Raw genomic sequence first — 22,855 nt, 5'->3', positions numbered from 1 at the left:
GGGAACTAAAACGCATGGCAAGGCGCGCACCGGCCGAAGCGTCGGTGCATTGATTCAGATCAAAAAGAAATAAGCAGTTGATTATGAATCAAATGCTTACATTTTTGCATTACGGCGGCGGCAGCACCCCCGCCTTGCCGCAGGAGTGCCGCCCTCTCAGATTTAAGAGCTTCCGGCTCTTGTCAGACAAAGAATTCGATGTGAATCGATACCAGATTCATTGCCAATGAACCGCAATTAGCTACTGTTTCAAGAGCAGCAATCAGGCATGCTCGAAGTGGAACACCGCCGTTGTCGCCAACAGATTGGGCAGGCTCCTCACCACCTGACCGTTTTGCAGACCGAAGGAGTCGCGAATGCGCAGGCGGTTCTTGGTGGCCAGCACCTCGAAGTCCTTGTAGGTGCCCACCCGGATATTCGGCGTGTCATACCACTGGTAAGGCAGGCGACGCGTGACCGGCATGCGCCCGCGCAGCACGGAGAAGCGATTTTGCCAATGTGCAAAGTTGGGAAAGGCAACCACGCCTTGCTTGCCGATGCGGGCCGTCTCCTGCAACATCACCTCGGCATTGCGCAAATGCTGCAGCGTGTCAATCTGCAGCACCACATCGAAGCTGTTGTCGCCGAAGATAGCCAGGCCGTCCTCCAGATTGAGCTGCAGCACGTTCACGCCGCGGCGCGTGCAGGCCAGCACATTGGCGTCGTCCAGTTCCACGCCATAGCCCGTACAGCCGCGCTCGCGCACCAGATGCTCGAGCAACGCTCCGTCGCCACAACCCAGGTCCAGCACGCGTGCGCCCTCCGGCACCAGCTGGGCAATGGCTTTCATGGTGGTCAACTCGGTCATGCGGCTTCTCCTGCGCGTTCGGCGGTGTTCAGTTCTTTGGCAATGCCTTCAAAATAGGAGCGCATCACGCCCATATAGCGTGGGTCATCAAGCAAAAACGCATCATGACCATGGGGGGCGTCGATCTCGGCATAGCTGACGTCGCGGTTGTTCTCCAGCAGCGACTTGACGATCTCTCGGCTGCGCGCCGGAGCGAAGCGCCAGTCCGTCGTGAAGCTCACGAGCAGAAACCGGGCCTTGGCCACGGCCAGCGCTCGGGTCAGATCGCCGTCATGGGAGCGCGCCGGATCGAAATAGTCCAGTGCGCGTGTGATGAGCAGATAGGTGTTGGCGTCAAAGTAGCCGCTGAACTTCTCGCCCTGGTAGCGCAGATAGCTCTCGATCTGGAACTCCACATCCTGGGTGCTGTACAGGTAATCGCGCCGATCCGGCGCCGGGCCGCCCCGAGTCGGGTCAGCCCCCTCAGCGAGGAGTGCGGGGGCCCTGAGACTGCGGCCGAACTTCTGGTTCATCACGTCATCGCTGAGATAAGTGATGTGACCAATCATGCGCGCGATGCGCAGGCCGCGCGCGGGCACCACGCCATGCTCGTAGAAATGGCCACCGTTGAAATCCGGGTCGGTGACGATGGCGCGACGCGCCACCTCGTTGAAGGCAATGTTCTCGGCGTTCAGATTCGGCGCACTGGCCACCACCACGGCATGGCGCATGCGCTCGGGATAGCGCAGCGACCAGGACAGGGCCTGCATGCCGCCCAGGCTGCCGCCCAGCACGGCGGCGAGCTTGCCTATGCCCAGGCGGTCCAGCAAACGTGCCTGCGCATCCACCCAGTCCTCCACCGTCACCACGGGAAAATCCGCACCATAGGGCTTGCCCGTGGCCGAGTTGGTGTGCATGGGGCCGGTAGAGCCGAAGCAGGAGCCCAGATTGTTGATGCCGATGACAAAGAACTTGTCGGTATCGACGGGCTTGCCCGGACCGATCATGTTGTCCCACCAGCCCTCGCTCTTGGGCTGGCCCTCGTAGCTGCCTGCTACATGGTGGGAGGCATTGAGCGCATGACAGACCACGATGGCATTGCTCTTGTCGGCATTGAGCTGGCCATAGGTCTCGAAGGCAAGATCGTAGTCGGCGATGGAGCCACCGCTCTGCAAGGGCAGCGGCTCATCAAAATGCATGAACTGAGGTGTCGCGATGAAGGACATATGAAAAAACCCGGCATCGCTAAAAACGAGGCCGGGTCGGTGTACTGTCACTTCGCGGACGGGTCTTTAGCTGGATTTATAAAGCGCCCGCAAGCTTTGGCAAATCGGCGCGTGAAAAGTGCAGTGTACTGCATTCATTGCACCGAACTCAAAAGCAGACTGTCAAAGCTGTCCAAGCCTTTTGAGCCTTGTGCAAATAGCTATGCTTTCGGTAGTTTCACACTTTGGTCAGGAGCGCCGCCACACCCAGCACCAGGAAGATCACGGCGCACACACGGTGAATCGTCTTGATCGGCAGCTTCTTGGTGATCTTCTCGCCAAACCACACCACCGGTGCATTGGCCAGCATCATGCCCAGCGTGGTGCCAGCCACCACCCAGTAATACGACAGAGGGTACTTGGCGGCCAGACCCACCGTGGCCAGTTGGGTCTTGTCCCCCATCTCGGCCAGGAAGAACAGCATCAGCGTCGTACCGAAGACACCCCAACGCCCGGCGCCATTGCCGGTATCGTCATCGTCTAACTTGTCGGGAATCAGCATCCAGCCCGCCATGAGGATGAATGAAACCCCCAAGATCCAGCGCAGCACATCGGGACCTAGCATCGTGGTGATCCAGTTGCCCACGGCGCCGGCCAGAGCATGATTGACCAGCGTCGCGGCAAAAATGCCGGCCACGATGGGCAGTGGCTTGCGGAACTTGGCTGCCAGTACCAATGACAGCAGTTGGGTCTTGTCCCCCATCTCGGCCAGGGCGACGATGGAGGTGGATATGAGAAAGGCTTCCATGATGGGGATAGACGGCCGGAGTTGCCAGAACGCATTGATCACGCACCGACTCCGGCCTATCTCTTCATAGGTTTTCTCGGTACGTAATCAATGGTCTCGGCCGGTCGCACCACGCATTGCACGCGGTACCGCATGCGCCATAGGTCGCGAGGACCCAAGTCTGTTGACGCATGCATCCGGCAGACGGCTGCCGAACGGCCTACTCCCCAAAGAAAGTAGCCGTCATTCTACATGCTTAACCCTGTAAGGCATCTGCGTATTTGGATATTCAAAATTTTGTATTTCAGGGTAACTCCCATCAGGACAATGTTGTTACAAGCACGAAATTTGATCTTTTCGTAATACTACGGCTTCTCTTGTGACTCATAATGCTTGAGTCTTTGTCTGGAAAGCAATTTCTGGATGGGGCAAGTGCGTTAGCGTCTCTAATGTTGTCATCCAAGGCTGACTCCCTAGGGCTCCATCGCGTTTTCAAGTTTTTTCAGGAGTCCAGCATGGGCAACAAGCTTTACGTAGGCAATCTGCCTTATTCCTTCCGCGACCAAGATCTGCAAGACAGCTTCAGCGAATTCGGCACTGTGAACAGCGCCAAGGTGATGATGGAGCGCGACACCGGCCGTTCCAAGGGTTTTGGCTTTGTGGAAATGGGCAGCGATGCCGAAGCACAAGCCGCTATCCAAGGCCTGCACGGCCAAAACCGTGGCGGTCGTGATCTGGTCGTGAACGAAGCACGCCCCATGGAGCCTCGTCCTCCCCGCTCCGGCGGCTTCGGCGGCGGCTTCGGCGGCGGTCGTGAAGGTGGTTTTGGCGGTGGCCGTGGTGACGGCGGCTTCGGCGGTGGCCGTGGCGACGGCGGCTACGGCCGTCGCAATAGCTACTAATCAGTTATTGCCAATAACAAAAAAAGGATCTTCGGATCCTTTTTTTGTTGCTAAACGTTAGCAATGCGGTTTTCGAGCATTTATTTTTTTCATTGTTCTCCGTCATAATTCCTTTCTCGGGCATTTCCCGTTCACAAGCGAATAAGTGTTCAGGATTTTTTGCATGTTTTCCCATGGATATGCAGTGGACGTCCTGAATTCGATCGCGCCATTGAAGCATTGAGGAGCTAGGAGTTATTAATGGGCAATAAGCTGTATGTCGGCAACCTTCCTTATGGTGTGCGTGACAACGATCTTGAGCAGGCGTTCAGCCAGTTTGGAGCCGTAGCAAGTGCACGCGTCATGATGGAACGAGACACCGGCCGCTCCAAAGGCTTTGGTTTTGTGGAAATGGCCAGCGAAGCAGAAGCACAAGCCGCCATTCAAGGCATGAATGGTCAGCCCCTCGGGGGTCGCAGCCTCGTCGTGAATGAGGCACGCCCTATGGAACCCCGCCCCCCTCGCTCCGGCGGTTATGGAGGCGGCTTCCGCAGTGAAGGCGGTTTTGGCGGCGGTAATCGCGATGGCGGTTACGGTGGCCGCAGTGAAGGTGGTGGCTATGGTCGCGGTGATGGCGGCGGCTATGGCGGTGGTGGTCGCGGCGAAGGCGGCTTCCGCAGCCCCTATGGCTCAGGCCCACGCCACGGCGGTCGCGGCGGCTACGGCGGTGGCAATAACCACGGCGAATGAGCTCCTTTTAGCAGCTCAGCAATAAAGGCACGATATCGTGCCTTTATTTATTTTTGAAGACATTCAAATGCATAGTCATTTTCCCAATGTCTTCCACTCAATCCTTTTTTAGATGCCTGGGCTTTCTGGTTTTCCCCAGAGTCAATCTATCCCACAGATAAGCGGGCAACAGCCGCATTACGCTGCCGACAATCCTCATCTGCCAGGGAATAATCGCATATCTGGCTTTGCGCTCGATAACACGAAAGGCACGCCTTGCGAACTCCTCGGGCGAAAGCAGAAAAGGCATGGAATACGGATTATTTTTCGTCAACGGAGTGTCCACATAGCCAGGCAATAAACTGGTCACAGAGACCCCGGATTTCTGCAACTCAACACGCAGACTCTCACAGTAAGCAATGGCTGCCGCTTTACTGGCCGAATATGCGGCATGGCCGGGCAAGCCGCGAATACCAGCCACACTGCAAATACCCACCAGACGCCCGGAGCCGCGTCGCACCATGGGTGCAATAAACGGCTGGAAGCTTGCAGCCAGCCCCATGGTGTTGCTGGCCAGCACCTGCTGCATAACCTCAAGATCCTCGCGCAAGGCGGTATCCACACCCCAGCTGACACCCGCGTTGGCAATAACAACATCAGGCAGACCCTGGCGCTCAAGACAGGCATTCGCAGCACTGCAAGCACTTGCTATGTTCGTGACATCCGCACCATAAACGGCGTAGCGGGATGCATCCATTCGCATGGACTGCGCCCATTGCTCCATGAGCACGGTGCGTCTTGCCACCAATGCGATCGACCAGCCACGCTGATAGTAGTACCAGGCCAGGGCCTGCCCAATGCCGCTGGAAGCACCGGTGATATAGACGAGTCCGGCCCCATGCCCTGCCATGATTTACGGCTTTTGGTTGGGCAGGATGACACCCTTGACCCGCCCCTGCATCTGCAGAATCTGATCAAGGTGCGCATACTGCATGCTGTCACCCGTAAATCTGTCATTGCCACGGGTCATGACCACCGCTTTGTTGGTGCTGACGCGCTCGTCATTGGGCCAGATTTGCAGGAACTCGCTCTCCAGCCGCATGGCAGGCAAGGCCTTCTGGGTTGCAGTTGCAGGCACCGGCTCGCGCTGAATGACGGCCTGGCCGAACATCTGGATTTCCGAGCCGTCGCCATTGCTCAATGCCCGGTTGGAGCTGCCCACGGTCTTGCGTCCATCAGGCGTGAAGCTCAGCATACGTGCGTCGTAGACTTCCAGCGTATCGGTATCGGGAAAGTGCTCACCTGTCGTGCCATTCAGTCGATTTTTGAGGCGGCCCGATGCTTCGAAATTCTTGATGACGAAGTCTTTGAGGAAATAGTCTGGATCGTGCCGCACGGCCTTCTCCGCGCCACTGACAATCGGCTTGGGAGCATTGCGCACCAGCCACCAGGTGCCCAGCGCCAGCAGGCCCATGATGAGCACGGGGAGGTACATCGAGGCCTTGTCGCCCACACGGCGCCATTGCCCGCTCATGAGCCATACCCCGAAAGCAGCGCCGCATAAGCACCATTGGCGGCCAGCAGCAGATCGCAGAACTGCCGCACCGCCCCCTCTCCGCCATTCTTGGCACTGACCCAGTCCGCCACATGCGATGCCTCGTCATGGGCATTGGCGGGTGCGCAAGAAAAGTGGCTGCGACGCATGACGGGAAGATCGGGCCAGTCGTCCCCCATGGCGGCGGCCTGCGGCCATTGCAGACCCAGTTCAGCCAGGATGGACTCGGCAGCCGGCACTTTGTCCTCCGTGCCAAAGCGCGCATGTTCAATGCCCAGTTGCTTCAAGCGCAAACGCAGCGGCGCAGAATCTCGCCCCGTCACCACGGCCGGCGTGATGCCGGCCTTTTGCAACATTTTCAGGCCATGACCATCCAGCGTATGAAAGCGCTTGAGGACCTCACCCTCACCCGAGAAGTAAAGGCCGCCGTCGGTCAGGACGCCATCCACATCGAAGAAGGCCACACGAATTCCCTGGGCCTTGAGCAACAGCTGTGGGTCCCATTGCTGGCGGGGTGTCAGAGCAGGTCGGTTCATCAAATCACCTTGGCACGCATCAGATCGCGAATATGCACCACACCCTGCAGGCGCTGATTGTCATCGGCCACCAGCACTGCGGTAATGCCATGTTCTTCCATCATGCGTGCCGCAGCCACCGCCAGCAGATCGGGCTTGATCGTCAGAGGCCTGGCATGCATGACGTCCTGCGCCGTGCGGCTGCGCAGATCCACGCCGGCTTCCACGCAGCGGCGCAAATCACCATCGGTAAAGATCCCCACCAGCTCACCGGATGCGTTGACCACGGCAGAGCAGCCCAGGCCCTTGGCACTCATTTCGCGCATCAGGTCCACGCTGCTCACATCCTGGGCAACCTGCGGCACATCGACACCACGACGCATCACATCGCGCACATGGGTCAGCAGTCGTCGTCCCAATGCTCCTCCGGGGTGTGAGCGCGCAAAATCCTCGGCACCAAAGCCCCGGGCATCGAGCAAGGCCACGGCCAGCGCATCTCCCATGGCCAGCTGAGCCGTGGTGCTGGCAGTGGGAGCCAGGTTCAAGGGACAAGCTTCCTTGTCGACATGGGTGTCCAGCACCCAGTCCGCATGCTTGGCCAGTGTCGATTGCAGACCGCCGGTCACGGCCACCAGGGGCACGCCCATGCGCTTGATGGCAGGCAACACGCCCGTCAGCTCATCGGTCTCGCCACTATTGGACAGGGCCAGCACCAGATCGTCCTGCGTCAGCATGCCCAGATCGCCATGACTGGCTTCTGCGGGGTGCACGAAAAAGGCAGGGGTCCCTGTGGACGCGAGCGTCGCAGCCACCTTCCGGCCCACATGCCCGCTTTTACCCATGCCCATGACCACCACACGGCCTGGCAGCTGCAGAATGCGCTGAACCACCGCCGTGAATGCGCCATTGAGGCGCACCGACATCGCACGCAAGGCAGCGGCCTCTATATCCAGGGCTTCACGGGCCAGGTTCAAAGCTCGCGGTGCGTCGATCAGACGCGAATTGGCAGCATCAGAATTCATGCCCGGATTTTAGCCAGCCCATGCCTGCCGGGCAGCGGGCAACACCCCTTTGGCCCGCATTTCAAGCCCGAGCCCATACACTGGCGAGCATTCAAGAACTCAGGCGGCCACATGCAAACTTCCACCAGCGTCAACGACTATCTGCGTGACCATATCCGCACCGTGCCGGACTGGCCTGCGCCGGGCGTGCAATTCCGTGACATCACGCCCCTGCTGCAGGACCCCAAGGTTTTTCGCATCATGACCGATGCCTTTGTTCATCGTTACATGGACCCCAAGCTGCGCCCCGACGTGGTTGCCGGCCTGGATGCACGCGGATTTATTCTGGGTGCCGTGATCGCCCACGAGCTCAACGTCGGCTTTGTGCCCATCCGCAAAAAAGGCAAACTGCCCTTCACCACGGTGGAGGAAACCTATGAGCTCGAATACGGCAGCGCTACCGTGGAGCTGCACACCGATGCCGTCAAGTCCGGCGACCGTGTGTTGCTGATCGACGATTTGATCGCCACCGGCGGCACCATGATGGCCGGCAAGAAACTGCTGGAAAAGCTGGGGGCTACCGTGGTGGAAGGCGCAGCGATTGTGGATCTGCCGGAACTGGGCGGCTCCAAGCACCTCAAGGACAGCGGCCTGCCCCTGTTCACTCTGGTTGACTTTGCCGGGCACTGAGCAGCCCCGCAACAGCCCTGGATCAGCGCAGCTCTCCGTACTGCGTCGCGCCCAGAGAGCCCAGTCCGGACACGGCAAATTCGCCGCCTTCCTCATGACCAGAGCCAGGGCCCAGCAATGGCGCCTGGCGTGATTGGCGCACACTCGCGGGCGATGCAGCTGCCATGGCCACTGCCTGCTTGAACGCATCCATTTCCTGCGCGTCAATGGGCTCGAAAGAGCGGCCTGAATGTGCCGCAACCGGAGCATGTCGTGGCGCCTTCATCGGGGGTGCGGCCCCGTCAAACTGCATCTGCGCAAAATCAGGGCTAGCAGCGCTTTGAAGCTGCCCGTTCACGCGCCAGTAAACAGCGTGAACCCCTGCATCCATGCGGGTTCTGGCGAGCTCGGCAATCAATGCCTCGATACGTCTTTGCTGCAGAGCATCCGCAGCGTATGCAGGAGCCAGATCCACCATCACGACAAAGCGCTGGCCGACGTTGTCCAGCGAGAGCACCTTGAACTTGTAGCCGGCCGAAAGAATGCCGACCCTGACCATGGCTTCGCGCACGATGACGTACAGCTGCTCGCGTCTGGCGGAGCGCTCCCGGCGCTGCGACTGACGCGCTACCGAATCATCCTCGTGGCGCGGTGCTTGCGTGCTACCTTCTCGGCGAGGCCCGCGAGAAAACCATCGGAACAGGGACATGAGCACACTCGAACAAGCAGGATTTACAACGAGACACATTCTGCCTCCAAGTCTGGAGCAGCTCGTGACATTTACCGAAATATTAGCCTTTGTCCGACGTGGATCAAGCGCCCAGCCCGGCCGAAATACAAAAAATCTTCACTCAGGTGCTGGCCACCCGGCGACGACTGTCCCCAGCGCGGCGGGCCAGCACCTGACCTGCCATGGTCAGCAGCGCCAGGGCCAGAGCAGGCTGACGGTTGGCAATTTCGGAATAACGCAGCGCTGTCAGACACCATAGACGGCTGGGCGCTGCGGCCTGAACCGTGGCCTTGCGTGGTCGATGGGCGAAGAAGGCCCCTTCCCCCACAATCGCCCCCGGCCCCACCAAAGCCAGGCGGATTCTTTCCTTCGAATCCTGGTAATGCACGCTCAGCGAGCCGTACTCCACCAGGTACAGATTGCGATCCAGCGCCCCTTCGGCAAACAACACTTCGCTGGCCGCCAGATTGATCGGCTGCAGATAGGGCGCCAGCAACTCCCATTGAGCGGCACTGAGCACGTTTTGAGCGGTATCGGTGGCAACCGAGGTCGTCATCGCCTGGATCAGCGCCGACAAATCCTGAGGTGTTGAAGCGAACATAAGCAGTGGGTGGAACGCGAACGCCGCATGCTATCCGGTGGACAAATCCGGATACGCATCCCGGCCGCTCAGGGTAAAAGAAATTCATAGCGCGCCATGGCTCACCATCAACGCAGGCTGAATGCTAAGCGACTCTGACAGTCCCGCCAATCACTTGCGGTGCGGAGTTGCTTTTACTTCCCCAGAGTGTCTGCATCTTCATCCGCGTCAAAACAAAAAAGGATCGATAATTCGATCCTTTTTTGATAGCTTACATCGCTCTTCCCCGTTGGGTTAGCGATATTTTTCAAGGAAATCAGCCGTTGGCGCGCTTTTCCAGGATCTCGAAGGCAGGCAGCTTCTTGCCCTCCAGCACTTCCAGGAAGGCACCGCCGCCGGTGGAGATGTAGCCCACGTCCTTTTCAATGCCGTACTTGGCAATGGCGGCCAGGGTGTCGCCACCGCCGGCAATGCTGAAGGCGGGTGACTCGGCAATCGCCTGGGCGATGACCTTGGTGCCATTGGCAAACTGGTCGAACTCGAACACGCCCACGGGGCCGTTCCAGACGATGGTGCCAGCCTTTTTGAGCTGCTCGGCCAGCAGGGCTGCGGTTTCCGGGCCGATGTCCAGAATCATGTCGTCGTCGGCCACTTCGGAGGCCTTCTTGACGGTGGCCACGGCGTCGGCAGCAAAGGTCTTGGCGGTGACCACATCGGTGGGCACGGGCACATTGGCGCCACGGGCAGCCATGGCGTCGATCACGGCCTTGGCATCGGCCACCAGATCGGGTTCGGCCAGGCTCTTGCCGATCTTCAGACCGGCAGCCAGCATGAAGGTGTTGGCAATGCCGCCGCCCACGATGAGCTGGTCCACCTTGTCGGCCAGACTCTTGAGGATGGTCAGCTTGGTGGACACCTTGGAGCCGGCGACGATGGCGGCCAGAGGACGCGCAGGCGCGGCCAGGGCCTTGTTCAGCGCGTCGATCTCGGCCGACAGCAGCGGGCCGGCACAGGCGATGGGGGCGTATTCGGCAATGCCGTAGGTCGTGCCTTCGGCACGGTGAGCGGTGCCGAAGGCATCGTTCACAAAGATGTCGCAGAGCTTGGCCAGCTTCTGAGCCAGCTCGGGCTTGTTCTTCTTTTCACCCACGTTGACACGGCAATTCTCCAGCAGCACGACCTGGCCGGGAGCAATCTGCACGCCGTCCACCCAGTTGGCGACCAGGGGCACATCGCGGCCCAGCAGCTCGGACAGGCGCTTGGCCACGGGAGCCAGCGAGTCCTGGGGCTTGAATTCACCTTCGGTGGGGCGGCCCAGGTGGCTGGTGACCATCACGGCAGCGCCGGCCTTCAAAGCCATTTCAATCGCAGGCACGGAAGCGCGCACACGCGTGTCTTCGGTGATTTCACCAGCGTCGTTCAGGGGTACGTTCAGGTCGGCACGGATGAAAACACGTTGACCCTGGGCCTTGCCCTGGGCGCACAAATCGGAGAAGCGGATGATGTTCATGCAGCAAAAAAGCGACTCCGAAAGTCGCCCATACAAAGGTTGGAAAACACAAAATCTGCCTGCATTCTAGGGCGATCGCCACTTTCAGGCATCGCTTTTACACGCTTACTCGACTCAAAAACAGGAGCATCCTGCGCGCTCTGTAACTTGGTTTCAAGCCTTTTTATAGACAACCCATATGAAAACAGGAGCACGCAGCTCCTGTTTTCTCTGGTCTTGGAGCTACCAGCCCAGACCGATATGCAGAGGCAGATAAATCGCCATGCCCAGAGCAATGGTGCCAAGAATGCTGCGCTTGTAAAAAAAATACACCACCGAAGCGGCCAGCGCAGGCAGTCGAGCATCAGCCAGACTGTTGATCAGCTGACCATTGCTCATCACGATCTCGGGCGCAATCACCGCCGCCAGGGCCGCCAGCGGTGCGTATTTGAGCCCGCGCTTGAGCCAGTCGGGCAGCGGCAGTTCACGCTCGGGGATCATGAAGAAAGCACGCGTGATCAGCGTGATGAGGGCCAGACCGATACAGGCAACGATGACCCAGAAACTGCTCATCATGACCGGTCCTCCTCATTCTTCACCGCAGGCAGCCGGCTGGCCTGCTTTTGCAGTTGCTCGGCCGTCAGGCCTGCAGCCACCGCAGCTGCGATCGCCACCAGGATATTGAGCTTGAGCGGCAGCGCAAAAGCCGCCACAGCTGCCGTACAGGCCACGATGGAGGCCACCCAGGTTGCTCGGTCCTTGAGCATGGACAGCAACACGCCCAACAACGCCAGCACGCCGGCAAAGCCCAGTCCCCAGGACAGAGGAATCTGGTCGGCCAGGAAAATGCCCAGCGTGGACGGGATCTGCCAGGCCAGCCAGTTGGTCAGTGCTGCGCCCCAGAAATAGGGCAGTTGCTCGGGCTGCGGCCTGGCCTCTGGGTAGCGACGCATGAAGTTCACGAAAATCACATCGCCGCTGAAATAAGCCACCGCCAGACGGTGACGCAGACTCAGCTTGGCGAAATAGCTGCGCCACATGCTGGACAGGATCACAAAACGCAGGTTCACGCAGATGGCGGTGAACCAGACCACCCACAGCGGAGCCCCCACGGCCATCAGCGGCAGCACGGCCAGTTGGGCACTGCCCGCATAGACAGTCAAACCCATGAGCAGCGCCAGAGGAACGGACAGGCCGCTCTTGACCATGGCCACGCCGGTCACCAGACCCCAGGCGGCGATGCCCAGGGCGGTGCCGCCCATCTCCTTGGAGCCGACCCAGAAGAACGGATCCCTGATTATCGATTTCGCACGCTGACCCAGCGTGAACGCCATATCCGTCATACCTCGCCAGCACCCTCGCCCAGTTGCGCGCCTGCGGGCAGCTCGAAACCACGCAGAAAATCGCCTGCGGCCAGACGCTTGCCACCGGCACGCTGCAACAGCGTCATGTTGAGCACGCCACTGCCACAGGCCACGCGCACGCCGCGGGCGTCGGCCGACAGCACGGAGCCGGGCGCGCCGCTGCCTTGCTGGGCCTCTGCTTCCCAGACCTTGATGGCCTCGCCGCCCAGGCTGGTGGCGCCACCGGGGAAGGGGTTGAAGGCACGCAGGCGGCGCGCAATGACTTCGGCGCTTTCGCTCCAGTCGATCAGGCTCTCGGCCTTCTCGATCTTGTGTGCATAGCTCACTCCATCGGCAGGCTGTGGCGTGCGACTGAGACCTCCGCAGGCCGCCATTTCCAGCGCTTCCACGATCAGGCGGCCGCCCAACGCGGCCAGCTTGTCCTGCAGGCTGGCCGTGGTGTCGTCTGCGGCTATCGGCAGACGCTCGATCACACACATATCGCCGGTATCCAGGCCTGCATCCATCTGCATGATGGTGACGCCGGTTTCGGCGTCACCGGCCTCGATGGCGCGATGAATCGGCGCTGCACCGCGCCAGCGCGGCAGCAGGCTGGCGTGGATGTTCAGGCAGCCCAGGCGAGGCGTATCGAGCACCCACTGCGGCAGGATCAGGCCATAGGCCGCCACCACCATCACATCGGCCTGAGCGGCATCGATCGCGGCCTTGGCGGCAGCGGCATCTTCGGGATATTTGCCGTCCAGACGCAGACTCAGCGGCTGAGCCACGGCAATGCCATGCTCCAAAGCGCACTGCTTGATGGGAGAAGCCTGGAGCTTCATGCCACGCCCGGCCGGACGGTCCGGTTGGGTCAGCACCAGCGGAACTTCAAAACCTGCAGCCAGCAGACTCTCCAGGGCCACGCGCGCAAATTCGGGCGTGCCGGCAAAAATGACTTTCATGGGACTCACAAATTAAAAAGGCAGCCGCCGGCTGCCAGATGTTCAACGATGCGGCTCTCTGAGGTACATGCTTTCATCGGTAAACATGACCTTCTGCACCACACCTTGCTGGTCTATGTGCACATGGGCACGCCGAGCAAAGGTATTGTCCAGAAAACGGTAGGTCCAGATGTCACCTTTGAAGCTGTAGACCCTCTCGACTATGGCGGGCGGGCCGAACATGCGGTAGACATCATCACGGGTATCCACACCATTGCGCAACGCGAAAAAGTGCGCCGTATCCAGTACCTGCTCCACATGCACCAGCTTGCGCTGGGCATCGAAATCCATGTGATAGACCTGCTGACCGGCCGGCTGCTGGCTATAGAGCAGGCGCTGGCCGCCCTCGGGCAGAGGCACGACCAAAGTGGGCTTGCCCATGCCTTTTTCCACCTCGGCCTGAGGCATGCCGGGCTTTTGCCACTGGGGCACCATGCAACCCGCCAGTCCCGCTGCCAGCAGACTTGCAGTCAACAGCGTTTGCAGGCGAGGCAGGGACATGGACACTCCGATCAGGCCCTCAGGGCCTGCTTCTGGGCTTTGACCAGCTTGGTCTTGATGCGATTGCGCTTCAGCGGCGAGAGGTATTCGACAAACACCTTGCCCAGCAGGTGATCCATCTCGTGCTGGATGCAGATGGCCAGCATGCCTTCGGCGTCGATCTCACGGCTGTTGCCGTTTTCATCCAGGGCCTTGACCTTGACGGCAATGGAGCGCTCCACGCCGTCGTAGATGCCGGGCACGGACAGGCAGCCTTCCTCGCCCAGCTGCTTTTCCTCGCTGGCCCAGAGAATCTCGGGGTTGATCAAGGCCATGGGCTCGTTGCGCTTCTCGGACACGTCGATCACGATGACGCGCTCATGCACATCGATCTGTGTCGCGGCCAAGCCGATGCCCTGAGCGTCATACATGGTCTCGAGCATGTCTTTCACCAGAGTCTGGATGCGCTCATCCACCTGCGCCACGGGCTTGGCGACCTTGTGAAGACGGGGATCGGGGTAGCAGAGGATGGGAAGAATGGCCATGGTGTCTCGGTAAATCTGTCGTTATTGTCCCAACATTTGCTGCCAAACGCTTGGCACGTCCTCAATAAACATTGATCTATCGAGGCCTTGCATCGAGAATTTCGACACATTTGTAAGACTTGTTGGCTGGCTATGCCAAGATCGGCCACAGTGCGGCGACGCGAGGGACGCTGCAGCAAACGAATCCCGCCAGAAGGAACTTCATGACCGCATTTGCCACTGCACGCGCCTTGAGCATTGGAGCCACATTGCTTGCAGCCCTGACTTCGGTCCACGCCCAAAGCTATCCTGTGACCGCCACCCAGCGCTCCACCGCACAGCAAGTCGCTCAGCAAGGCATCCCCGAGAACGAACTGGCGCCCAACGCTCCCGCGCAATACACCGTCAAGCGCGGCGACACGCTCTGGGGCATCTCGGGCATGTATCTGCGCCAGCCCTGGCGCTGGCCCGAACTCTGGGGCATGAACCTCTCCAGCATCGCCAACCCTCATCAGATCTACCCCGGCCAGGTGCTGTATCTGGTGCGCAGCAACGGTTATGCCCGTCTATCGACCACTGCCCCCAACGGCGATTCCGAGGTAGTTCGTCTGTCGCCGCAAACGCGTGAATCGTCACTGAACGACCTGGCCCTGCCCACGCTGCCGCCGCATCTGATCGAGCCCTTCCTGGCCGAGCCGCTGGTAGTGGACAGCCAGGCACTTACACAAGCCCCGCGCATCATCGCCACCCAGGACAAGCGCGTGCTCATGGCCATTGGCGATCGCGCCTATGTACGCAACTCCGGTGGCGCGCTGGTCACCGCCGGCAAGGGCCGGCCCGCGAGCTATCGCATCTTCCGCGATGCCACGCCGCTCAAGGACCCCATCACCGGGGAAATCCTTGGCTACGAAGCCAAGTACCTGGGCAGTGCCACCGTGGCACGTAGTGAAACATTGCTTGAATCCGCGCCAGGCCAGCCTGTACAGACCACGCCTGGAACTGTGGACATCATCCGCTCCAAGAATGAAATCCGCGCAGGTGACCGTCTGCTGCCCTCGCCCGAGCAGCAGTATCTGAGCTATGTGCCCCATGCACCGCGCCATGCGGTGGATGCCGCCGTGGTCTCCATCTATGGCGACTCGGTGGGCTATAACGCAGCTCAGAATCAGGTCATTGCCATCAACAAGGGAGCCCAGGACGGCATGGACATCGGCGCAGTGCTGGAACTCGTCAGCAAGGGCAATGTCATCGTGGACAAGACCAGCCCCAGTCGTGACCGGGTGAAGCTGCCCGATGAGGCCAATGGCTATGCCATGGTCTTCAAGGTGTTTGACCGGGTTTCCTACGCGCTCATCACCACGGCCCAGCGTGGTGTGAACGTGGGCGATGGCCTGCAGTCGCCCCAGCCCTGAATGGAGCATGAGCACGGTGTCGCCCCCTTCACAAGATGCGCACCATGCCCTGCCCGATGCCGAAACTCTGGCCTGGCTGCGCCTGCTGCTGACGCCGGGTCTTGGACGCACCACGGCACGCCGCCTGCTGGCCAAAGCCGGCAGTGCAGACGCGGTCTGGCGGCTGCCGCTGTCAACATGGGCTGAATGCGCCACTCAGGCTCAGATCAAGGCTCTGACAGAGCTCCCGACAGACTGGGAAAAACATTGCAGCACCCTGGCTCGATGGCTGGCCTCGCCCGCACCGGGTACCTTGCACACCGTGATCCATCTGGGCAACTCTCAGTATCCGGACTGCCTGCTGCAGACCGAAGATCCGCCCCTGCTGCTGTTTGTCCAAGGTCCAGCGGCACTGCTGGCATCTGCCCGGCCCTGGTTTCCCTACCCCGCCACCCTGGCCATGGTGGGCAGCCGCAATCCATCCGCCCAGGGCGTCATCAATGCGCGCAGCATGGCGCAGGCACTGGCCGAGCAAGGGCTGTGCATAGTCTCAGGCCTGGCACGCGGCATAGATGCAGCTGCCCATGAGGGAGCACTTCAGGCCCGCTCAGGCCCTACCCCCTGCACGATTGCCGTCGTCGGCACCGGACTCGATCAGGTCTATCCGCGTGCGCACGCCAAGCTGGCACAGCAAATTGCGCGCAACGGGCTGGTCATCAGCGAATACCCGCTGGGCAGCGAGCCCCTGCCCCGGCATTTCCCTCAGCGCAACCGCATCATCTCCGGCCTGTCGCAAGGCACCCTGGTGGTGGAAGCCGCCCTGCAGTCTGGCTCGCTGATCACGGCCCGCCTGGCCAACGAGCAGGGGCGTGAAGTCTTTGCCATCCCCGGCTCCATCCACGCGCCGCAGGCCAAGGGCTGCCATGCGCTGATACGCCAGGGTGCCAAGCTGGTGGAAACCGCTGACAACGTGCTCGAAGAGCTTCAAGGACTGAAACTCGCGTCGACCAGAGCCGAACCAGCGCAGGAAGCTGCCAAAAACAAGGCGTCGACACCGGATAACCCGTTGCTGCAGGCGCTGGGCCATGACCCCATGACCCTGGAGTCCTTGAGCGATCGCACGGGCTGGGATGCCGCCCATTTGCAGGCGCAGCTGATGGAACTGGAGCTCGACGGCCTGGTCGCGCGCCTGCCTGGCGGCCTGTACCAGCGACTTACGCAAAGCTGAAGCCCCAAACCGGCATATCCCGACAAGGCGACGCCCAGCAAGGGCTGCTCCCTTCCCTGGTGCAGCGCGTAGAGAAAGGGGAAAGATGCAAAGCACCTCAGGGGCTTAGACCAGTCTTTCCGGATTCGCCTGAATTTTCTGCAGTGCATCGCGTGTGGCACGCACCGTCAGGGCTTCGGCATCATGCACCGCGAGCAAGCCTGCCTGCAGATAGGTCGCCATGCGTTGCGCCTGCAGCAGATAACAGTGTCCATCCAGCGAGGCGAACAAATGCAGATGCTTGCGACGGCTATGCCAGACATATTGCACCTGCACACGGGCACCGTTGTGGTCCAGCGTGAACCAGCGACCGCTTTCCAGCGACTGGGCCCACTCCAGCATGGCGGGCTCCACCGGACTGTCCGTGTTGGGAATGACGTTCAGATCGCCCGCATCCACGCCCAGCATCAGCTCTATGCTCTCGCTGGACAGCGGCATATCGTCGAGCTTGCCATCCTCGCTGATGTATTTCTCCAGCTCCGCCAGGCGCTTGGCCATGGCCTCGATACGCTCGGCCGGAATGGCTGCCGTCTTGGACATGAAGGCCTGGGCCAGCGTATCGGTCAACACCTTGATCGCGGCCGACTGTGCATCGCCGGTCACGCTCACCAGCTCCAGCCCCTCGCGCAAGGTCTGCAGCAAGGTCGGCAAGCCCTGGATGACACGCGCGCGCTCCTGACGCAAGGGCTTGGCGCTGGCCGACCAGACCAGCTCGCTGGCCGCCTGCTTGAGGCGCATGGCCCGTGCATCCTTGGCGCCATAGCGCACGGTGGCCATGGCCAGCACATCGGCCCAGGATTTGAAGAGAAAGTCTCGCACCTCTTCGCGCACCGGCATGTCGGTGAGCATATTGCGCAGCTCTATGGTGTATTGGATGGCCAGCGTCTCCTTCTGCTCCACCTGCTGAGCCACGCTGGTGATCTTGGCCGTGGACCGATTCTGGGCAAAGTGCCTGGTGAGGAATTCCTCAAACTCGCGCAGCACCAGGGCAAAGACCTTCTGCCCGGTTTCAGGGTACTGCTCTATCACCTGAACCACCCGGCGGATCTCGGTCTCCAGCGCATTGCCGTTGATGCTGCTGGCGTCAAAACCCATGACGCAGGAGCCCATGCGGTCGATCAGCTTGCGCGCCGGGTGATTGAGGTCGCTGAAGAACTGCGGCTCGGCCAGCGCCACGCGCAACACGGGGACCTGCAGGCGCGCGAACCAGACGCGAATGGACGGCGGCAGCCGGTCTTCCGAAAGAATGCTCTGGAACATCAGCGCCACCACCTCGATGGTCGCCTTCTCGCTCTTGGTCTCGGCCTTTTGCTTCCAGTCGGCCGAGCGCTCGCGCACCAGATTGACCAGCTGGCCGATCGCTGCCGGACTGTAGTCCATGGCGGGCATGGCCATGGCCGAACCGGCCGCAGACGGATACTGGGCCTGGAGCTCGGCCGCCATCAGTTGTTGCTGCTCCTGCAGCGCCTGCGCCAGAGCGGCAGACGCAGGAGGCATGGGAACGACAGGCGCGCCAGGCATCAGACCTGGAATGCCGACCGCAGGCTGACTCAGCACCTGGCGCAGCTGATTCATGGCATCCAGCGCGCGATGGCGCGCCCGCGCCAGCATGCCCAGGCCGGCGCTGGCGCCTGGCGGCAGGGCAATGCCCGGAGCCATCCCTGGCCCAGCGCCCAGACCTGCAGCCATACCGGCCGGCATGTACTGCATGGCAGAGTTGCTCCAACCCGCATCGGACGCATTGCCATAGCCACTGCTGGCGCCCAGATGCATGGCACCGGTGGACGGGCCACCCTCGGTACGTCGCACGCGCAGCGGCGCATCCTGTGCCTTGCTGACGCCCTTGGCATCCAGCAGCTTGTGCAGGATGCTGTATTCGGACTCCATCAGCGGTGCCAGCGCATTCTGCAGGGGCTCCACAGCCCGCAGCAAATGCTTGCGCTCCATGCCGCTGCCAAGCCATTGCTCGACCAGATGCAGACAGATGGTCTCGACACGGAACATGTCCCGGGAAGCCAGCTCATGGCCCTCCAGTGCCTGAATGCGCAGGCGCATGGCCTCGAAGCCGGGCTGCAGCGTCTCTCCCATGGCCAGGGCCATGCGGGAGGCCAGAATCCTGTTTTCGACGACATCGTCGCTGAGCAGCTCGAAGGTCAGCGGAGCCGAGCCCGAAGCATTGTTCTCGGCTCCACCAGAGGGTGGCTTGCGCGCAGCCTGCTGCAGCGCCTGAACGCCTGCCTGCAACCAGGCGTCCTTGTTCTGCTGAAAGCCGACCCAGGCCTCGCGCCACTCCTGCATCTCCTTGGCAGTGGAGACGGCACTGCTCTGGTTGGAGAGGAATTCATCCAGTTGCCGAGCGACCTTGGGCAGGCCCTGACAAATGCCATGGACCCAACGCAAGCGCGCCTGCCAGCCCAGCTGTTGCGGGGCCGCAGGCGCGGTGGAGGAAGACTGCGAGAGAGCCATTCCGTAAGTGTAATGGCGGCAGAAGCAGTCATGCACCCGCCGCAATGGTCAAAGCGTCAGACCACGGCTCCCGCGTTGGGATCATTGGGATCTTGCGACCCGGACTTGGCGGGAGCCTTGACCAGATCCTCGCGCTTGACGCCCAGCCACATGGCAATGGCGGCCGCCACGAACACCGAAGAATAGATACCGAACAAGATACCGATCGTCAGCGCCAGCGCAAAGTAATGCAGGCTGGGGCCGCCAAAGAAGAACATGGACAGCACCATGGCTTCGGTCGAGGCGTGGGTGATGATGGTCCGGCTCATGGTCGAGGTGATGGCGTGGTCGATCACCTCGTGGGTGCTGAGCTTGCGGAACTTGCGGAAGGCTTCGCGGATACGGTCGAAAATCACCACGGACTCATTGACCGAATAGCCCAGCACGGCCAGCACGCCTGCCAGCACGGAGAGCGAGAACTCCCACTGGAAGAAGGCGAAGAAGCCCAGGATGATGATCACGTCGTGCAAGTTCGCAATGATGGCCGCCACGCCGAACTTCCACTCGAAGCGAAAGGCCAGATAGATGATGATGCCCAGCACCACCATGCCCAGCGCCATCAGGCCGTTGTGCATCAGCTCATCGCCCACCTGGGGGCCGACAAACTCGGTGCGGCGCAGCGTGACCTCGGCATCCTCGGCCTTCAGTGCAGTGATCACCCGCTCACTTTGCTGAGCAGTCGTCACGCCCTTTTGCACGGGCAGACGAATCATCACATCCTTGGATGTGCCGAAATTCTGCACGATCACATCGGCATAGCCGAGCTTGGAAACGGTTTCACGCACCTTGCCGATATCGGCAGGCTGGGTGTAGGCCACTTCCATGACCGTACCGCCCGTGAACTCCACGGACAGATGCAGGCCGCGCGAGAACAGGAAAAAGACGGCCAGCGCAAAGGTGATGAAGGAAATCGCGTTGAAGACCAACGCGTACTTCATGAACGGAATGTCTTTTTTAATGCGGAAGAACTCCATGATCTTCCTCCTTAGTTGTTGCTGCCGCGACCGGCCACGGAACGGTGACCCTCACCCTCAGGCTTCCAGACCTGACCGATGGAGACGCTCTTGAGCTTCTTCTTGCCGCCATACCAGAGGTTGACCAGCCCGCGAGAGAAGAACACGGCAGAGAACATGCTGGTCAGAATGCCTATGCAGTGCACCACGGCAAAGCCGCGCACCACGCCCGAACCGAAGGCCAGCAGGGCCAGACCGGCGATCAGCGTGGTCACGTTGGAGTCCAGAATGGTGTGCCAGGCGTTTTCGTAGCCTGCATGGATGGCCGCCTGAGGCGAAGCACCGGCACGCAGCTCTTCACGAATACGCTCGTTGATCAGCACGTTCGAGTCGATGGCCACGCCCAGCGCCAGCGCCATGGCGGCAATGCCGGGCAGGGTCAGCGTGGCCTGCAGCATGGACAGAATGGCCAGCAGCAGCAACACGTTCACCGACAGAGCAATCGTGGAGAACACGCCGAACAGCATGTAGTACATGCACATAAAGGCCGCAATCGCCACCATGCCCCAGACCACGGAGTGAATACCGCGGTTGATGTTGTCGGCGCCCAGGCTCGGGCCGATGGTGTATTCCTCGATGATTTCCATGGGCGCGGCCAGGGAGCCGGCGCGCAGCAGCAGCGAAGTGTCGTTGGCTTCCGCCGTAGTCATGCGTCCCGAGATCTGCACGCGGCCGCCGCCGATTTCGCCACGGATCACGGGAGCCGTCACCACTTCGCCCTTGCCCTTTTCGAACAGGATGATGGCCATGCGCTTGCCCACGTTCTCGCGCGTCACGTCCTTGAAGATGCGCGCGCCCTTGGCATCCAGCGTCAGGTTGACGGTGGGCTCCTGGGTCTGGCTGTCAAAACCGGGCTGGGCATCCGTCAGGTTCTCGCCGGTCAGCGTCACCTGCTTTTGCACGATGATGCTCTGGCCGTTGCGGTCCAGGTATTTCTCGGAGCCGAAAGGCACGGGGCCGGAGCCCATCTCGGCAGCACGCGCTTCGGCGGACTCGTCCACCATGCGCACTTCCAGCGTGGCGGTGCGGCCCAGAATGTCCTTGGCCTTGGCGGTGTCCTGCACGCCGGGCAGTTGCACCACGATGCGGTCCAGGCCCTGCTGCTGGATCACGGGCTCGGCCACGCCGAGTTCGTTGATACGGTTGTGCAGCGTGACGATGTTCTGCTTGAGCGCCTGCTCCTGCACCTTGCGCAGGGCTTCGGGCTTGATCGAGGCCACCAGCTTGAAGCCCGTGCCGTCAGGCGTGGAAGTGGCCGCCAGATCGGGGAACTGGTCCGCGATCAGATTGCGCGCCGCCGTCAGCGTGGCTTCGTCGCGCACGCGGATGGTGACGTTGTTGCCGTCGCGGCTGACACCGCCGTGGCGGATATTCTTGTCGCGCATCGAAGAGCGCAGATCGCCCGCATAGCTCTCGGCCTTCTTGGTCAGGGCCGCCGCCATGTCCACCTGCAGCATGAAGTGCACGCCGCCACGCAGGTCCAGACCCAGATACATGGGCTTGGCGCCGATGGCCGTCAGCCAGTCGGGCGAGCGCGACACCAGGTTCAGCGCCACGATGTAGGAGGGGTCGGTGGGGTCGGAGATCAGGGCCTTCTGGATGACGTCCTTGGCCTTGAGCTGCTCGTCGGGCGTATCGAAGCGGGCGCGCACCGAAGTGCCTTCCAGCGACATCGATGTGGCTTTGACACTGGCTGCGCTCAAGGCAGATTCCACCTTTTGCAGCACCGCGTTGTCCACCTTGACGGTGGACTTGGCCGAGGACACCTGCACGGCAGGCGCTTCACCAAAGAAATTGGGCAGGGTGTAGAGCACCCCCACCAGCAGCGCGATCACGATGATCGCGTACTTCCAGACCGGGTATCGGTTCATGATCGCGCTCTTTTTTTTACAGCAACGCACAACGGGTACGCGCACTCTGGTCGAGCGCCGTACCCCTCAAAATCCACAGCGGACAGGCTTACTTGGCCGTGCCCTTGGGCAGCACCTGCACCACAGCGGAGCGCTGGATCTGGACTTCCACGCCGGAAGCCACTTCGATGTAGATGAATTGCTCGGCCATGCGGGTCACGGTGCCGATGATGCCGCCGGCGGTAGCCACCTCATCACCCTTGGCCAGCGCGTCGATCATGGAGCGGTGTTCCTTCTGGCGCTTCATCTGTGGACGAATCATCACGAAGTACAGCACCACGAACATCAGCACCAGAGGCAGCATGCCGGTGAGCGAACCCATGAAGCCGCCTTCAGCAGCGGCGGCAGGAGCGGTCTGGGCGAAAGCAGAAGAAATGAACACGAAAAAGACTCCGAAAGAGTGAATTTGTCAGGAATAGGTCCCGGCAGGCGCGCACTTGCGCGATCTCGCCAG

General features: G+C 61.0%; 24 protein-coding genes. 5 read left to right on the top strand and 19 right to left on the bottom strand.

The window, feature by feature from the left end:
- Window positions 1-262: 262 nt before the first annotated feature.
- The 3 genes from metW to Cth01_RS12600 all read right to left on the bottom strand — a co-directional run bounded on the left by metW (window position 263) and on the right by Cth01_RS12600 (window position 2,839).
- Window positions 263-847: a methionine biosynthesis protein MetW gene (gene metW / locus Cth01_RS12610; protein WP_003066861.1), complete on the bottom strand. Its 585-nt coding sequence runs from the start codon at window positions 845-847 to the stop codon at window positions 263-265.
- On the bottom strand, window positions 844-2,052 hold the full coding sequence (metX, locus tag Cth01_RS12605; RefSeq protein ID WP_045839342.1) for a homoserine O-succinyltransferase MetX: 1,209 nt from the start codon (window positions 2,050-2,052) through the stop codon (window positions 844-846). The genes metW and metX overlap by 4 nt, the downstream gene beginning before the upstream one ends.
- A gap of 217 nt (window positions 2,053-2,269) precedes the next feature.
- Window positions 2,270-2,839 carry a TMEM165/GDT1 family protein gene (locus Cth01_RS12600; protein WP_003066856.1) on the bottom strand — a complete coding sequence of 190 codons (570 nt, stop codon included), beginning with the start codon at window positions 2,837-2,839 and terminating at the stop codon, window positions 2,270-2,272.
- Between the two features lie 494 nt (window positions 2,840-3,333).
- Between Cth01_RS12600 and rbp (Cth01_RS12595) the strand changes: the two genes are divergently transcribed.
- Together rbp (Cth01_RS12595) and rbp (Cth01_RS12590) are read left to right on the top strand one after the other, a co-directional pair.
- A complete protein-coding gene (gene rbp / locus Cth01_RS12595) occupies window positions 3,334-3,720 on the top strand; it encodes an RNA-binding regulator (RefSeq protein ID WP_003066853.1) in 387 nt (128 codons plus the stop codon).
- A gap of 240 nt (window positions 3,721-3,960) precedes the next feature.
- Complete coding sequence (gene rbp / locus Cth01_RS12590) at window positions 3,961-4,449, top strand: RNA-binding regulator (protein ID WP_003066850.1); 489 nt, start codon at window positions 3,961-3,963, stop codon at window positions 4,447-4,449.
- Window positions 4,450-4,546: 97 nt separating this feature from the next.
- Here the strand turns inward: rbp (Cth01_RS12590) and Cth01_RS12585 are convergent, their stop codons facing one another.
- Genes Cth01_RS12585 through Cth01_RS12570 form a run of 4 tightly spaced genes read right to left on the bottom strand, consistent with a single transcriptional unit; the run spans window position 4,547 to window position 7,520 of the window.
- On the bottom strand, window positions 4,547-5,338 hold the full coding sequence (locus Cth01_RS12585) for an SDR family oxidoreductase (protein ID WP_045839341.1): 792 nt from the start codon (window positions 5,336-5,338) through the stop codon (window positions 4,547-4,549).
- A 3-nt stretch (window positions 5,339-5,341) separates the two neighbouring features.
- Window positions 5,342-5,962, bottom strand: a complete 621-nt coding sequence (gene lptC, locus Cth01_RS12580; RefSeq protein WP_034350997.1) for an LPS export ABC transporter periplasmic protein LptC — start codon at window positions 5,960-5,962, stop codon at window positions 5,342-5,344.
- A complete protein-coding gene (locus tag Cth01_RS12575) occupies window positions 5,959-6,519 on the bottom strand; it encodes a KdsC family phosphatase (RefSeq protein ID WP_034350998.1) in 561 nt (186 codons plus the stop codon). The genes lptC and Cth01_RS12575 overlap by 4 nt, the downstream gene beginning before the upstream one ends.
- Window positions 6,519-7,520 (bottom strand): KpsF/GutQ family sugar-phosphate isomerase, encoded by a 1,002-nt coding sequence (locus Cth01_RS12570; protein ID WP_034351000.1) that lies wholly within the window; start codon window positions 7,518-7,520, stop codon window positions 6,519-6,521. Before Cth01_RS12570 ends, Cth01_RS12575 begins: the two co-directional genes overlap by 1 nt.
- 111 nt (window positions 7,521-7,631) lie before the next feature.
- On the opposite strand from Cth01_RS12570, the gene Cth01_RS12565 reads away from it, so the two are divergent.
- Entirely contained in the window at window positions 7,632-8,189 is a 558-nt protein-coding gene (locus Cth01_RS12565; RefSeq protein ID WP_003066840.1) for an adenine phosphoribosyltransferase, read from the top strand.
- Between the two features lie 22 nt (window positions 8,190-8,211).
- Here Cth01_RS12565 and Cth01_RS12560 read toward each other — a convergent pair whose 3' ends face one another.
- The 8 genes from Cth01_RS12560 to def all read right to left on the bottom strand — a co-directional run bounded on the left by Cth01_RS12560 (window position 8,212) and on the right by def (window position 14,336).
- Window positions 8,212-8,877 carry a hypothetical protein gene (locus tag Cth01_RS12560; protein WP_034351531.1) on the bottom strand — a complete coding sequence of 222 codons (666 nt, stop codon included), beginning with the start codon at window positions 8,875-8,877 and terminating at the stop codon, window positions 8,212-8,214.
- Between the two features lie 142 nt (window positions 8,878-9,019).
- Window positions 9,020-9,499, bottom strand: coding sequence for a Crp/Fnr family transcriptional regulator (locus Cth01_RS12555; RefSeq protein WP_034347941.1), 480 nt, complete (start codon window positions 9,497-9,499; stop codon window positions 9,020-9,022).
- Window positions 9,500-9,794: 295 nt separating this feature from the next.
- Window positions 9,795-10,988, bottom strand: a complete 1,194-nt coding sequence (locus Cth01_RS12550) for a phosphoglycerate kinase (protein WP_034394464.1) — start codon at window positions 10,986-10,988, stop codon at window positions 9,795-9,797.
- 222 nt (window positions 10,989-11,210) lie between these two features.
- Window positions 11,211-11,543, bottom strand: coding sequence for an AzlD domain-containing protein (locus tag Cth01_RS12545; RefSeq protein WP_003066830.1), 333 nt, complete (start codon window positions 11,541-11,543; stop codon window positions 11,211-11,213).
- Entirely contained in the window at window positions 11,540-12,310 is a 771-nt protein-coding gene (locus Cth01_RS12540) for an AzlC family ABC transporter permease (RefSeq protein WP_122974712.1), read from the bottom strand. Before Cth01_RS12540 ends, Cth01_RS12545 begins: the two co-directional genes overlap by 4 nt.
- On the bottom strand, window positions 12,307-13,272 hold the full coding sequence (fmt, locus tag Cth01_RS12535) for a methionyl-tRNA formyltransferase (protein ID WP_045839340.1): 966 nt from the start codon (window positions 13,270-13,272) through the stop codon (window positions 12,307-12,309). The genes Cth01_RS12540 and fmt overlap by 4 nt, the downstream gene beginning before the upstream one ends.
- A gap of 42 nt (window positions 13,273-13,314) precedes the next feature.
- Window positions 13,315-13,812 carry a hypothetical protein gene (locus Cth01_RS12530; protein ID WP_034351006.1) on the bottom strand — a complete coding sequence of 166 codons (498 nt, stop codon included), beginning with the start codon at window positions 13,810-13,812 and terminating at the stop codon, window positions 13,315-13,317.
- A gap of 11 nt (window positions 13,813-13,823) precedes the next feature.
- Window positions 13,824-14,336 (bottom strand): peptide deformylase, encoded by a 513-nt coding sequence (def, locus tag Cth01_RS12525; RefSeq protein ID WP_003072256.1) that lies wholly within the window; start codon window positions 14,334-14,336, stop codon window positions 13,824-13,826.
- A gap of 203 nt (window positions 14,337-14,539) precedes the next feature.
- Between def and Cth01_RS12520 the strand changes: the two genes are divergently transcribed.
- The gene (locus tag Cth01_RS12520; protein ID WP_034351536.1) at window positions 14,540-15,727 is read left to right on the top strand and encodes a LysM peptidoglycan-binding domain-containing protein; all 1,188 of its coding nucleotides are present in this window, start codon (window positions 14,540-14,542) and stop codon (window positions 15,725-15,727) included.
- Between the two features lie 7 nt (window positions 15,728-15,734).
- Window positions 15,735-16,934: a DNA-processing protein DprA gene (dprA, locus tag Cth01_RS12515; RefSeq protein ID WP_045839339.1), complete on the top strand. Its 1,200-nt coding sequence runs from the start codon at window positions 15,735-15,737 to the stop codon at window positions 16,932-16,934.
- Window positions 16,935-17,039: 105 nt separating this feature from the next.
- Here dprA and Cth01_RS12510 read toward each other — a convergent pair whose 3' ends face one another.
- From Cth01_RS12510 to yajC, 4 genes are all read right to left on the bottom strand, one after another.
- Window positions 17,040-19,439 carry a DUF1631 domain-containing protein gene (locus Cth01_RS12510; protein WP_045839338.1) on the bottom strand — a complete coding sequence of 800 codons (2,400 nt, stop codon included), beginning with the start codon at window positions 19,437-19,439 and terminating at the stop codon, window positions 17,040-17,042.
- 56 nt (window positions 19,440-19,495) lie between these two features.
- Window positions 19,496-20,452: a protein translocase subunit SecF gene (gene secF, locus Cth01_RS12505; protein WP_003066813.1), complete on the bottom strand. Its 957-nt coding sequence runs from the start codon at window positions 20,450-20,452 to the stop codon at window positions 19,496-19,498.
- An 11-nt stretch (window positions 20,453-20,463) separates the two neighbouring features.
- Window positions 20,464-22,362, bottom strand: coding sequence for a protein translocase subunit SecD (gene secD / locus Cth01_RS12500; protein WP_034351013.1), 1,899 nt, complete (start codon window positions 22,360-22,362; stop codon window positions 20,464-20,466).
- 88 nt (window positions 22,363-22,450) lie between these two features.
- The gene (yajC, locus tag Cth01_RS12495; RefSeq protein WP_003066810.1) at window positions 22,451-22,783 is read right to left on the bottom strand and encodes a preprotein translocase subunit YajC; all 333 of its coding nucleotides are present in this window, start codon (window positions 22,781-22,783) and stop codon (window positions 22,451-22,453) included.
- Between the last annotated feature and the right edge of the window lie 72 nt (window positions 22,784-22,855).

The organism is Comamonas thiooxydans (assembly GCF_000964545.1).
In the GTDB taxonomy this organism is placed as follows: Bacteria; Pseudomonadota; Gammaproteobacteria; order Burkholderiales; family Burkholderiaceae_C; genus Comamonas; species Comamonas thiooxydans.
Note: the sequence above shows the minus strand (reverse complement) of the source record. Positions and strands in the feature narration are given on the sequence as shown.